Source organism: Fimbriimonadaceae bacterium, assembly GCA_019454125.1.
In the GTDB taxonomy this organism is placed as follows: domain Bacteria; phylum Armatimonadota; class Fimbriimonadia; order Fimbriimonadales; family Fimbriimonadaceae; genus JALHNM01.
This window is the reverse complement of the sequence record CP075365.1, coordinates 1,791,558-1,804,524: the sequence shown is the minus strand read 5'-3', so window position 1 is coordinate 1,804,524 and position 12,967 is coordinate 1,791,558. Positions and strand designations below refer to the sequence as shown.

At 64.2% G+C, this 12,967-nt stretch carries 11 protein-coding genes; 8 read left to right on the top strand and 3 right to left on the bottom strand.

Features of this window, described 5'->3' with window-relative positions; genetic code table 11:
* Positions 1 to 99: 99 nt before the first annotated feature.
* From KF733_08905 to dtd, 3 genes are all read left to right on the top strand, one after another.
* Entirely contained in the window at positions 100 to 1,404 is a 1,305-nt protein-coding gene (locus tag KF733_08905; protein ID QYK55122.1) for a hypothetical protein, read from the top strand.
* Between the two features lie 77 nt (positions 1,405 to 1,481).
* Entirely contained in the window at positions 1,482 to 3,695 is a 2,214-nt protein-coding gene (locus KF733_08900) for a bifunctional (p)ppGpp synthetase/guanosine-3',5'-bis(diphosphate) 3'-pyrophosphohydrolase (GenBank protein ID QYK55121.1), read from the top strand.
* An 8-nt stretch (positions 3,696 to 3,703) separates the two neighbouring features.
* Positions 3,704 to 4,129: a D-tyrosyl-tRNA(Tyr) deacylase gene (dtd, locus tag KF733_08895; protein ID QYK55120.1), complete on the top strand. Its 426-nt coding sequence runs from the start codon at positions 3,704 to 3,706 to the stop codon at positions 4,127 to 4,129.
* Here the strand turns inward: dtd and KF733_08890 are convergent.
* Positions 4,126 to 4,944: an Fpg/Nei family DNA glycosylase gene (locus KF733_08890; protein QYK55119.1), complete on the bottom strand. Its 819-nt coding sequence runs from the start codon at positions 4,942 to 4,944 to the stop codon at positions 4,126 to 4,128. The two genes, dtd and KF733_08890, sit on opposite strands and share 4 nt — an antisense overlap.
* Before the next feature lie 141 nt (positions 4,945 to 5,085).
* On the opposite strand from KF733_08890, the gene KF733_08885 reads away from it, so the two are divergent.
* Positions 5,086 to 6,855: a M61 family metallopeptidase gene (locus tag KF733_08885; protein QYK55118.1), complete on the top strand. Its 1,770-nt coding sequence runs from the start codon at positions 5,086 to 5,088 to the stop codon at positions 6,853 to 6,855.
* On the opposite strand, the gene KF733_08880 is transcribed toward KF733_08885, so the two are convergent.
* Both KF733_08880 and KF733_08875 read right to left on the bottom strand, forming a co-directional pair.
* Entirely contained in the window at positions 6,852 to 8,540 is a 1,689-nt protein-coding gene (locus KF733_08880; protein QYK55117.1) for a polysaccharide deacetylase family protein, read from the bottom strand. The two genes, KF733_08885 and KF733_08880, sit on opposite strands and share 4 nt — an antisense overlap.
* A gap of 14 nt (positions 8,541 to 8,554) precedes the next feature.
* Positions 8,555 to 9,367: a PD-(D/E)XK nuclease family protein gene (locus KF733_08875; GenBank protein ID QYK55116.1), complete on the bottom strand. Its 813-nt coding sequence runs from the start codon at positions 9,365 to 9,367 to the stop codon at positions 8,555 to 8,557.
* A 37-nt stretch (positions 9,368 to 9,404) separates the two neighbouring features.
* Between KF733_08875 and KF733_08870 the strand changes: the two genes are divergently transcribed.
* From KF733_08870 to KF733_08855, 4 genes are all read left to right on the top strand, one after another.
* Positions 9,405 to 10,427, top strand: a complete 1,023-nt coding sequence (locus KF733_08870) for an endonuclease/exonuclease/phosphatase family protein (GenBank protein ID QYK55115.1) — start codon at positions 9,405 to 9,407, stop codon at positions 10,425 to 10,427.
* A gap of 144 nt (positions 10,428 to 10,571) precedes the next feature.
* The gene (locus KF733_08865; GenBank protein ID QYK55114.1) at positions 10,572 to 11,129 is read left to right on the top strand and encodes a PEP-CTERM sorting domain-containing protein; all 558 of its coding nucleotides are present in this window, start codon (positions 10,572 to 10,574) and stop codon (positions 11,127 to 11,129) included.
* A 105-nt stretch (positions 11,130 to 11,234) separates the two neighbouring features.
* Positions 11,235 to 12,038 (top strand): adenylate/guanylate cyclase domain-containing protein, encoded by an 804-nt coding sequence (locus KF733_08860; GenBank protein QYK55113.1) that lies wholly within the window; start codon positions 11,235 to 11,237, stop codon positions 12,036 to 12,038.
* Positions 12,039 to 12,124: 86 nt separating this feature from the next.
* On the top strand, positions 12,125 to 12,967 hold the full coding sequence (locus KF733_08855; GenBank protein QYK55112.1) for a hypothetical protein: 843 nt from the start codon (positions 12,125 to 12,127) through the stop codon (positions 12,965 to 12,967).

The window sequence follows — 12,967 nt, the reverse complement described above, 5'->3', positions numbered from 1 at the left end:
CAGGTTCCGCCGAGGGTGAGTCATAAGAACCGCGACGGCCTTGGTGGAAAACTGGTATCCGGTCGGACCACCTTGGTCGTACAATAGGTTCTGGCCGACATGAATCATCGATATTGGTCGCGCCTTGTGGCGCTCCTCACTTTCTCGCTTCTCGCCATGGCGGGCGTGGCCCAAGAGGTCCGGACCACCGCACGCGTCGCCTTTGGCTATGCGCAACAGCCGGACGGCAGCTACGTCGACCTGACTGGGACGGAGATCCCTCTGACAATTCGCAAGGTCGACGCTTACAACGTCAAGTGGGGCTGGCGCCCGCTCGACAACAAGCCGGTGGACGTCACTCCGCAAGCAGAGACAACCGTCTATGAGAACGACCGACCCGACTACTACTTTTACGACCCGGACATGTGCAGCGCGCTGGACGATCTGCGCCCGACCGGGGCTGGCAGCGGCAAACCCTGGTCGCAGATGCGGGTCGGCGTCTATGCACGGCGAAGCTCCGGCCTTGTGCTCCTGCATATGAGCTGCTGGGAAACCTACACGACCGGCCGGGGAGCGGGCAACAGCGCTTTCGACCGCCGGTTCGTGAACGACTACGGCCTCATCGTGAATACGAGCCAGTTCTTCGGGGAGGGTGGGTACACCCTGGATTTTGACTGGTCGAGCAGCCCGAACAAGATCACCGTCCCTGGAACGAACGCCTTCACCTCGCAGACTTGGCGCGAGTTCAATATCACGGGCCAGGGCGCCTTCCTTGTGGGCGTGATGTCGCCCCTCTTTAGCGGAGGGGGCAACCCCACGACCGGTTCGAGCGACGACCAGTTTTGGTACGACCTTGAGCCGAACATGATCTTCGACGAGACGGAGACCGACTTCTTTGGCGGCACTCCGAACGAGTCGAATTTCCTCTTCAAGGCGACGGTCGCCCAGTCCGGGACGCAGGAGACTTTGAAGCCGATCGGGGTACAGGTCGTCCGAGGCAAGGCCGTGGGCGGCAACGTCGGCAGTCTCCACAACGTGGACCTGAACTACTACCGCGTCCAGAAGTTCCTGGTCCAGAACCAGGTCGAGGCTCCGATCCAGATCATCATTGATGGCTTCTCGGGCGCCACGAACCTCACGGGGATCCAGTTCGACCTTTCGAGCGGCGTCGACACAGCTGGCCTGGGCCAGGTCACGGAGGCCTTCAACTTCCGCACCGGCCAATGGATCGCGGTGGACTCCCGCGGGGCTACGACGGCGGACAGCCGCATGCTCCTTAACGTCCCTGGTGTGGCCGCCGACTACGTCGAGTCGGGCACGGGGACCGTCCGCGCCCGGGTCAGCTACCGGCAGGTCGCCCCGGTCCAGAAGCAGATTTGGGCGTGTCGGCTCGATCTCTTCAACTGGATCACGTCCCGGCCGTAAAAGGCTCCGCTCCGGAAGTCCGGAGGCGGCTATAATCGAAGGGCCCGAGCGGTGCGCGTTGCTCGGGCCTTTTGTGTATGGCGGCTTCGTCTCGGTTGGCAGGCGACCCTTGGCCAGCGACCTTCCTTCCCCTGGCCGAATCTTACGCTGCCTCTCGCCCAGAGGGCGACCTCGGGCCGATCTTCGAAGCCTTTGAGGCGGCGTCCCTTGCCCACGCAGGCCAGCAGCGCGTCACGGGAGAGCCTTACATCACCCATCCCGTCGCCGTCGCCCAGATCGTGCTGGACCTGCACATGGACGACGCCTCCATCATCGCCGCGCTGTTGCACGACGTGGTCGAGGACACGCAGCTCTCGCTCGAAAGCGTCTCCAGCAAGTTCGGCGAGGAAGTCGCCCAACTTGTCGAAGGCGTGACCAAGCTGAAGCTTAGCCCGGTGGTCGAAGAGACGCCGCGCAAGCGGGCCGCCGCCGAGAGCGCAAGGGCGGCCGAGAGCCTCCGCAAGATGCTCCTGGCCATGGCGCAGGACGTGCGCGTGATGGTGATCAAACTCGCCGACCGCCTCCACAACATGCGCACCCTGGACGCGATGCCGCCGGACAAGCAGATCCGCATCGCCAACGAGACGCTCGACATCTATGCGCCGCTCGCCGCCCGCCTGGGCATCTGGCAGGTGAAGTGGCAGCTGGAAGACCTTGCCTTCCGCACGCTTCACCCGAAAGAGTTCAGCGAGATCGCCGACAAGGTCGCCAAGAGCCGCGAGCAACGGGACGTGGAACTGACGGAAGCGACCGAGATGATCCGTGGCCGCCTCGCGGAAAGGGGTCTCGGCCATGCGATGATCAACAGCCGCTCGAAGCACCTCTACAGCATCTTCAATAAGATCGTGAAGGGCGGCGTCCCGTTTGAAGAGATCTATGACCTGCAGGCGATGCGCATCATTCTGCGGGAGTCTTACGAGTGCTATCTCGCCCTTGGCCTCGTGCACGAGCTCTTTCTGCCGATTCCGGGCCTCTTCTACGACTACATCGCGATGCCAAAGCCGAACGGCTACCAGTCGCTCCACACGAAGGTGATCGGCCCGCGCAACGACCCTATCGAGATCCAAATCCGCACGGAGCACATGCACGAGGTGGCGGAATTCGGGGTCGCCGCCCACTGGACCTATAAGGAAGGGAAGGACAAGAACGACGGCTCGCAGCTGAGCGACCTGCGCCGGCAGCTGTTCGACTGGTCGAGCGATTCGCGCACCTCCTCAGATTTCCTGCGGGCGGTCTCGACCGACCTCTTTAGCGAGCAGGTCTTCGTCTTCACCCCGAAGGGCGACGTGCTCGACCTGCCGAAGGACTCGACGCCGATCGACTTCGCCTTCCGCATCCACACGAACCTTGGCGTGACCCTGGTCGGCGCGAAGGTGAACGGCTCGATGGTGCCGCTGAGCACGACGCTCAAGAACGGCGACGTCGTGGAGCTCATCACGCGGTCGAACGCGCAGCCGAGCTTGGACTGGCTCGAGCACATCAAGAGTCAACACGCCCGCTCGAAGCTCCGCACCTACTTCCGCAAGCGGAACCGCGCGGACAGCGTGGCACAAGGCAAAGAGGCGCTGGAGCGCGGCCTAAAATCGGCCGGGCTCGACCCTCGCCAGTTCGTCGGCGAAGAGCGAATGAACGAACTGGCCCCCGAGTTCAAGCACTGCACGACGGGGGAAGACGTCTTCGCCCGTGTTGGCGAGGGGCTGCTCAGCGTCCAGCACGTGGTCGACAAGATCCGAAAGACCGCGCGCGAGCAAGAGCCCGAGGGCCTGACCGTCGGCAAGGCGACCTCCAAGGAGCCGACGCTCGTCACGGGCGGGATCGACAACGTGCTCTTCCGCCGGGCCAAGTGCTGCCTGCCGGTGCCGAACGAGGACGTGATCGGCTATGTGACGCGCGGCCGCGGAATCCTGATCCACCGGCGCGTGTGCCCGAACGCCATGCGCCTCGCCGAGACCGACGCGGAGCGCGTGCTCCCCATCGAGTGGCCCGCGGACAAGTCCACTCATTCGGTGGAGCTTCGCATCATCACCGTGAACCGGCAAGGGCTGCTGATGGACGTCTCCACCATTTTCGGCGAGACGAAGACGAACGTGAGCGGAGCGAAGATCCGCACCATGCCGAACCACACCGCAGAGATCGACGCGACGATCGAGGTGACGGATATTGGGCACCTACAATCGGTGATGAACCGCATCGGGATGCTCTCCGACGTGCTCTCGATCCTCCGCGTCTTTGGTGGCAGCGCGACGCGATGAGGGCCGTGGTGCAACGGGTCGTTTCCGCCCGAGTGACCGTCGACGGGGAAGTCGTGGGTCGTTGCGAGGCGGGGCTTTGCGTCCTGGTCGCGGCCGGCGTGGGCGACTCTGAGGCGAACGCCGAGAAGATGGCCGACCGGGTCTGGGGGATGCGGATCTTCCCTGACTCAGAGGGGAAGATGAACGTGGCCCTCAAGGACCGCGAAAGTCCGCAGGTGCTTGCCGTCTCCAACTTCACGGTGCTCGGTGACCCGAGCCAGCGCAGACCCTCGTTCACGTCCGCAGCTTCCTATGAGATCGGCGAGCGGCTCTTCAACCACTTCGTCGCCGCCCTCCGCGCGCTCGGCTCCCATGTCGAGACCGGCGTCTTCGGCGCGGACATGCTGGTCGAGATCGCCAACGACGGGCCGGTGACGCTGGTCGCCGAGAGCTAACCAGGCTGGCAAACGGGGCAGTAGTTCGTCTCGCGGTGCGGCCCCTTTTCAACGGCTTGGACGGGGTTCCCGCAGACCGCGCACGGCTCGCCGGCGCGGCCGTGGACCTTGTGCTCCTCACGGAAGGCGGTGACGTCGCCCGCCCCGGGGAAGCTGTCTTTGAAGCGCGTCCGCAGTCGCCCGAGCGCTTCGGTCAAGACTTCCCGGGTCGCGGCGTGGAGCGCGTCGATCCGATCTTCGGAGAGGTCCTTCGCGCTGGCGAACGGGGAGACGCGGGCGGCAAAAAGGATCTCGTCGGAATAAGCCCCGCCGACCCCGGCAAAGACTTTCTGGTTTGTGAGCAGGCCCTTGATGTTCGCGGCGCGGCCGGTGAGGATCTTCCTGAAGTCTGCGGCGGTCGCCGCCAGGGGGTCTAGCCCTGAGGGCCGGTGGGCCTCGAGGGAAGGGCGGCCCATGCCCAGGTGCAGGGAAGCCCGCTTCATCCGGCTCGCCTCAGTGAGGACAAGCGTGCCCGTCTCAAACCGGAAGGTCGCCATCGTAATCGCGCCGGGCGGCGACTTTCCGGGCTCAAGAGCCCGGAAGCGCCCGGAGAGCATGAGGTGGATGAGCGCCCACCGCTCACCTTCGAACCATAGTGCGACCTGCTTGCCTAGCCTCTCGGTGGATTCGAGCCGGGTTCCGAAGAGGCTGGACAGCGGCGGATCTTGGGTCTTTAAGGTGTACTTGCCGTGGACTTCGGCGGATTCCAGCACCTCGCCGCCGAACCGTTCTGCAATCTTTTCGGCATAGACTTGGATGTCGGGCAGCTCTGGCACCGGCTCATTTTGGCGCATCAGCCTCCCTCTGGCCGCTCGGGCCCTCGAAACGGGGCAAGCCGGGAGGTCTGCCGCCCCCCAAACTCGCTTGAAGGGGGGAGGCGGCACCACTGGTGCCGCAAAAAGCGTATAACGAGCCACATGAAGCGACTGCTCGGCATTCTGCCGATCTTGTTTGCCGCCTGCGCCTTCGCGGACGTTTCGTACACCGTCACGGTCGACAAAGAAGCCAAAGCCGTCTTCGTCAGCTTGACTTTTCCCGCCGAAGACGGAAACGCGGCCGTCCAGATGCCGAACTGGGCACCGGGCTCCTACGTCCTTTCGAACCCGTCAGGCCGCGTCAAGGAGATGACCGCGACCTCGGGCGGGAAAGATCTCGACGTGGAGAAACCGAACGCGAACACGTGGTCTGTCACGGACGCGACGGCCGACTCGGTGACCTTCCGATACCGGCTTGACCAGACCTTCACGGACGATCGCGCGCACCTCACCGGCCCCTCGACCTATTGCTATGCGGTCGGCCGGATCCAGGAGCCCTGCACGGTCGAATTCAAAGTGCCGGACGGGTGGGACGCCATTTGCGGCCTCGAAGAGCCCACTCGGCACCGCTTTGCCGCGCCGACTTACGACGTCCTGGCGGACGCCCCCGTCTCGGTGGGCAGGCTCACGACGGACAGCTACACCTCGCACGGTGTGCCCCACACGATCGTCTACTTCGGCGGCGACCCGGAGAAGGTCGACCGCGGCGCAGTGGTCGAAATGTGCCAAAAGATCTCGGACTATCAAGGCGAGTTTTTTGGCGGCCTGCCGTTCAAGAAGTACGTCTGGCACTTCCGGCTGATCGAGGCCCCGGATGGCGGGGGCGGCCTTGAGCACCTGAGCAGCACCACGATCACGCTTGCCACGGGCCTCGGCACGGGCGTCCAGTCTGTCTGTGTGCACGAGTACTTCCACGCTTGGAACGTGAAGCGTATCCGGTCGAAGGTGCTCGGCCCGTTTGACTACACGGTCCTACCGAAGACGGGCGCGCTCTGGTGGCTTGAGGGCGTCACCGACTACTATGCCTCGCTCTTGCCCTATCGTTACGGCCACCTGGACAAGGACTTCCTGTACGGTTCCCTGGTAAGAAACGTGGACCGCACCCGCGCCAACAGACAGCGGATGGAGGTCAGCCCCTATGACGCCAGCTATCGGGTCGGCGAAGCGGCAGGGGGGCGCGGGAACAGCCAAGGCTTTGGCGTGAACTACTACAACACGGGCTGGGTGCTTGGGCTGTGCCTGGATCTGGAGCTTCGCTCCCGGACGGAGGGTCGCGCCTCGCTCGACGACGTCGTCTACGCCCTGTGGGAGATGTGCAAGGACGACCAGCCGGGCTTCGAAGAAGACGAGATCCGCAAGCAGCTTGTGCGGATCGGCGGGGCCGAGATGGGCGCTATCTACGACAAGTGGGTGATGCAGCCGGGAGAACTTCCCGTCGAAGAGCAACTGGCCAAGGTCGGCCTCAAGCTTGATGCGGAGGAGCGCGAGTTCCCGGTCCTCGGGGCCGTCTTCGGCCCTGCCAGTGAAAGCTCGAAGGGCATTCCCATCGAGTCCGTGACCGAAAGCTCTGGCTCGACCGTCCAGGCCGGCGACGTCCTCGTCGGCGTCGGTTCGCAAGACTTCACCGAAGCCCGGGGCAACCGAGCGCGTGGGACGGCCACGAACGCCATCCTGGGCGGCGCGAAGGTCGGAGACCTGGTGACGGTCAAGGTTCGCCGGGGGGACACGGTCTCGGACCAGAAACTCGCTGTCACCAAGGAGACCCGCACCGTCCGCAGCGTCATCGAGGTGCAAAACCCCACCGAGCGGCAGCTCGCGACGCGACGCGCCTGGTTCAAGGGCGCGGCAAAGACGATGCCGGCCGGCGCCTAGTCGCGCCGGGTCGACGCGGCTTCCGTCTCCTGAGTGGAGGCGGAGGCCAAGACTCCCTTCAGGACGATCGCGTGGGGAACGGGGCGCGACGGGTGCTGGCGGTTCGAGTGCCCAGAGGCCAGGATCTCTCCGTCCACGACCAACGACGTACTGAAGCCGGAGTCTAGGAGCACGGCCCACTTCACATCAATCTTCACGGCGGCTTGCGCCAGGTCGGCCGAACTGACGGAATCGTCCGCGGCCAGGCACACGGGCTCCCCTGCGCCATTGACCCCGAAACAAACCCGGCGCCGGTAATCGGCCGCGTCCTTCGGGCCATGGGCGAAGATCTCGCTCCGGGACTGCGCGACCCCGTCTTTGACGATCCAAGCCCCGCCAAGGAAGCAGTCCGTCATGTCCGGCATGAAGGCGCGCAAAACCGCTTCGTTGTTCATCGCCTCCGGCAGGTAGGGCAGGAAGGCTATCTCTTTGCCGTTCCAGAGCACGAGGGGGCGGTCACGCAAGCGGTCCGGACTCGCGTCCCGGACGCTGGGAGTGAACGAGCCGCGGTTCGGGGCCAAACACGGCCCGATCATCTGGTTGTCGTCGCTCGCGATGGCGGCCAGTGCGAAGAAGCCGCCGTTTATGCCGGCGACACCGCCCAACTGCTCGACGAACTCCTTCACGCCTTGCCGGCCGTCCGCGAGGCCGGTGGTCGGTTCGCCGCCGATGGCCGCGATGTAGTCCGCTCGACCGATCCGGAACTTCTCGGTCCGGACGGGCGAGACCACGAGGGGCGAGCGGCCAAAAGAGATGCCTTTCTCGTACATCTGCTCTCGGGCCTCCCAGCCTTGCTTGAACTTGTTGAACGGGTATCGCCGGACGGCGAGGATCGAGGGCGAGTCTTCGGCCATGCCGCTCACCATGGCGAACGAGATCTTATAGCCGGCTTCCCGGGCGAGGTCCATGCTGGTCTGGTCGAACTCGCCGTTGGCCCAAGCCATCGAGTCCGGCCCGGCGCCCAGGTTGTCCTTGATCGCCTGGTACGACTTCTCCAGTTCCTGGCGTTGCTGCTCGGTCGAGAGCATGGCCAGGTTCTCCGGGTGCGAAGCGGTGTGCCCGCCGACCGTGCACTTGGCCTGGTCGCGCAGGGTCTTGAGGGTCTCCCACGTCATTTTGGGCCGACCCTTTGAGGTATCGCCGACGAAGTCCGTGTGGACGAAGACCGTGAACGGCGCGTCGAACTCTTGCAGGACGGGGACGGCGTTGTCCGCCACCCCCTGGTAGTTGTCGTCGAACGTGATGACGACCGAGCGTTCCGGAACGGGCGTCCCTTGGGTGAGGTGCGCGTAGAGATCGTCCATCGAGATCACGGTGCCGCCGTTGTCGCGGATGAACCGCAGGGTCTCGCGCATGCCGTCGCTGGTCTCGTCGAACCACACCGTGTCGCGGTTCCGGCGCGGGACCACGTCGTGGTACATCAGCACGATCACTCGACTCGTCGCGGCTTCCACGTTAAGTTCGCGAAAGCTCGGTTCCGGATCGGCTTCCGGCGGCGCCGGGCGCGGGAGAACGGCGAAATCGAGCCGGGGCGGCGAGCTCTTTAGCCGGCTGCCCAAGGGCGTGAGGGCAAGCACGGCGATCGAGACCACCAAGACGGCGCCGAATACAGAAAGAGCGTTACGGGCTAATGTCCACTTCGCCACAGGTTCCAGGATTATTACGTTTCACCGAGGGGAATCGATGGATCGCTACCGGAACCCGGTTCGTTTGGCAGGATGAAGTCCTCGTGCTTCCTGCACAGCGAGAGGAAGTCACACCCGCGGCACAGCTCCTTGGGCTTTGGCGTGACCATCTCGTACTCCCTAGCGATGATCTCCTTCCCCAGCTCCACAAGGGCAGATTCGAACTCCGCAAGCTCCTCGGCGGTGAACGCGACGGTCGCCCTCGCACGCCCACGCAGAGCCACGATGGTCGCGCTCACGGGCCGGTCGGGGAAGTTGCGGCTGACGAGGAGTTGGTAGCAGCCCATCGCGAGGTCGAATCGCACCTCGTCTTCGGCCACGGTTTCCCGCAGGGTCTTGTAGTCCACGATCTCGAGCCGGCCGTCCTCGTGCTCCTCGAGCCGGTCGATCCGCCCGACGAGCTCGAACGGGCCTAAGTCGGCCCGCAACGACATTTCGACGAACCGCGTCCTGCTCGTCGCGGGCTCCGCCGCCATGGCTTCCGTGTAGGCCTCGACGATGGCCTTTCCTTCCGCCATCGCCTGCGCCATCTCCTCCTGGCTCTCGTATCCCGCGTCGATCCAGCTCTCCTCCAGGGCGGCGATGGCTTCGAGGGTCGTGGTCACGCCCCTGTCATCGGAGTCGTGAAACCGCTCCAGGACGCTGTGGAGGGTCGTCCCGAAAGAGTAGTACGAGCGGCTCCGGAGCAACCATTTGCCGCGCCTGTCCACGAAAGTCCAGCGGTATTTGACGGGGCAGGCCAGATAGGTGCTGATGCGGGAAGGGCTTAAGGTCGGCTTGCTACTCAACAGCCCGTTTGTACCCGCAGGTACCTTTGACGGTGCCATGCGCTACGCCGCCTCCCTCGCCCTCGTCTCCCTGCTGGCCGCCACTTCTTGCCACGACCAAAGCCGTGCCCAGGCCACCCCGCGGGCGACTGCACGGGTCGCCACGTACAACATCGAGTGGTTCTCAGAAGGGGCGAGCCCGAGTCGGATCAACCGCCTTAAGAGTGTGGTGCAAAACCTGAACGCGGACGTGATCGCGTTGCAGGAGATTCAGAGCCGCAAGGCGCTCCAGCAGGTTTTCGGCGAGGGTTGGGACATCAGCATTGCGGACTTACCGGAGGAGAACCAGGAGTTGGCCCTGGTCGTCCGCAAGCCGTTCGTCCTCGTGAACTACGAGCTGGTCTTTAAGGGCCCCCTGTTCGAAGACGCGTTCCCGGGCGGTCGGGACGTGCTCCGGGCGGTCGTCCAGGCTCCGACCGGCAAGCGGCTGGTGTTCTATGTGGTGCACATGAAAAGCCGGGGCGGCGGGCGACGCCAGACGGACCCTCGCAGAGAGGCGGCCGCAGGCCTTCTCGCCTCTTTCATTGCGGCCCGCTATACGGAGAAGGACGTGGTCGTGCTCGGCGACTTTAACGACGCGCCGGACGATCGGAGCCTAAAGATCTTGGAGACGGGCGACCTGCTCGCCCAGGCTGGGGACTCAGGCGCTCCCACCAAGTTCCTTCGCAACTTGAACCTCGACGCGTGGAAGAACGACGCGGTGACGTTCGGGCTCCACGAGCTCTATACAGGTCGTGCTGTTGCGGCCCGCGTCCCGGGCGCAAAGGCGGACAACGCCCGCTTGAGGGGCCAGGACTACCGGTATCCCGACGACGTGAAGGTCCGCCAGATCATGTTCGACCAGATTCTGGTCTCCCCGAGCCTGGCGGATGGCGCGGCCCCAGCCCAGGTCTATAGCGGCGGCGACGCGCTGGAAGGGAAGAAGGGATCGGTCAAGGTCGCCGACGAGAAGGTCTCGTACGAACAACTGGGCGACTTGGCGAGCGACCACCTACCGGTCTCGGCGGAAATAGGCCTCTAGCAGATTTAAGACAAGTAAAATAACCGGATTACATAACGAGTTCCAGGATTGTGCTAGACAGAGTCTAGTTTTCCCTGGCTGAGCCGTGTTAAGATAGCGTTATCGGGATCATTCCCGGTTACCCCTGTCCATTAGGAGAAGAAAATGAAGAAGATCATGGTTCTGGCGCTCGTCGCCGCCTCGGCTCTCTCGCTCGCTCAGCAGGCCAACTGGAGTGGCGCGCTCACGGCCAACGACCCGACCTACAACCGGGCCGGTGAGGACGGTTCGTTCCTTTCCGGCGTTGGCAGCAACGTTTACTACGACGTCCAGCCGTTCTGGGTGACCGTCACCGGCGCCTACACGTTCGAGATTCGCGCTCGCAACGGCGGCGAGGACACGTTCGCGTTCATTTATCAAGACAGCTTCAACCCGGCTAACGCGCTCGTCAACTGGAAGGGCGGCGACGACGACTGGCTGGACTTCACCACGTCGAAGATCGGCGAGGGTGAAGGCACCCCGGGCAACCTGGTGCTGGACGCCAACCGACAGTACTTCGCGATCACCACGTCGTTCGCTAACGGCGAGAGGTTCGAGTACGACAACGTGATCCGCCCGCTCGGCAACGGCCGGGTCAACCTCGGCGTCGTTCCGGAGCCGACCACCATGGTCGCTCTCGGCGCCGGCATCGCGGCTTTCGCCGCCCGACGCCGCCGCAAGTAAGGCGCTTCGGCCCGACAGAGAAGCCCGCCCCCTTTTAGGAGGCGGGCGCTTTCTTTTCTGAGACTCGTCGGATGCAATAGGGCCAGTGTCCCGAAAAATCTGCTAGTGTCGCCAGTGATGCGGTCTGCCGCGACCAAATGGATCAAGCGCAGTGCCGTCCTGGTCAGAAGGGCGTTGCCCTTGGTGCTGGCCGCCCTCATCGCGCCCCTGAGCTATTGGCTCGTGTCCGAGGTCGGTCCCGCCCAGCGTCTTTACGGCGATACCGAGGATTGGATGCTTGGCTTGGGGTGGCGCACCGTAGTGCTCCCTGTGGCGCTGGCGGGCGCCTTCTTCGGTGCGGTGGTCTTGGCCGTGCGGCAGACCGGCTTTGTGATCGATCCCATCGTTCCTCTGCTCGGCTGTGCCCTGGGCTGCGGTCTCACCTGGGCGGGAAAGGGTGCCACCGCGTCGCTCTGGAAACAGTCGGAAGGAGCCCTCACCGAGGCGGCCATCCTCTTTTGCGACATCGAAGATTCGACCGGCCTGACCCGTCGGTTGGGCCCGGAGGGCTACCAGGCCCTCTACGCCCAGTTCATCGCCACCAGCGACTCGGTGGTCCGCCGGAACGACGGCGAACTAGAACGGACGACGGGCGACGGGTTCGTCGCCGTTTTCCGCCCCCATCGTCATCATCCCGTCGACCGTGCGGTGAAGGCGGCCGAGGAAATCCTCACCGCCACGGCGACTCTGGCGAAATCAAGCCTGGGAATGGAGTTCGGCCGCGTCTCGGGCGCTTACGTCTCGGAAGGTGGCCGAGAAGTTTGGAGCAGCGCAGGCGAAACGGCGAACTTGGCCAAACGGCTGCACTTGTGCGAAACGGTGCCTCCAAGTGGGTCCAAATCTTGCCGACGTCGAGTTCCTTGCGGGTGAATCCGGCGATCGACATTCCGCCAGACCCGGTCATGTGGTGAGGGTCGCAGTGCAATTTTGGGGGATTTCGGTAGCCTTCTTGGCACATGCAAATCCGCATCGGCCATTCGCCGGATTCTGACGACGCCTTTATGTTTTACGGGCTGGCCAACGGGCTGGTCGAGTCGCCGCACGAGTACGAGCACATTCTGAAGGACATCCAGACCCTGAACGAATGGGCTCGCGAGGGGAGGCTGGAGTCCAGCGCGGTGAGCGTGCACGCTTTCGCTTACGTGGCCGATAAGTACGCCCTGCTGCGCCACGGCGGCAGTTTCGGCGAAGGCTACGGCCCCATGCTTATCGCGCGTGAGGCGATGGACGAGGGCCAGGTCCGAGAGACGGTCATCGCCGTCCCGGGAGAGCTCACCAGCGCTTTCTTGCAACTCAATCTTTGGTTCGACGACCGCTTTGGAGCGGGGGTCAAGCCCAAGTTCGAGGTGCTCCCCTTCGACAAGATCATGCCTGCCGTCAAGGCCGGCAAGTACGATCTGGGTCTGATTATCCACGAAGGCCAATTGACTTACGAGGAAGAAGGGCTGGTCGAAGTCGCGAACATGGGCGCGTGGTGGCGCGACAAGACGGGCCTGCCGTTGCCTTTGGGGGTCAACGTGGTGCGCAAAGACCTTGGCGAAGAGGTCTGCCAAGAGGTCTCGCGATGTATGCGGCTCAGCATCGACCGCGGGCTGGAGGAGCGGCAGAAGGCCCTTGACTACGCCCTGCAGTTCGCCCGCGGCATGGATCGCGGCACCAGTGACCGCTTCGTAGGAATGTATGTGAACGAGCGCACCCGCGACATGGGCGAAGACGGGGTCAAGGCGATCCGCCTGCTCCTAAGCGAGGGGGCACGGATCGGCATGGTCCCGCCCGTCGACGTCCAGGTGGTCGACTAG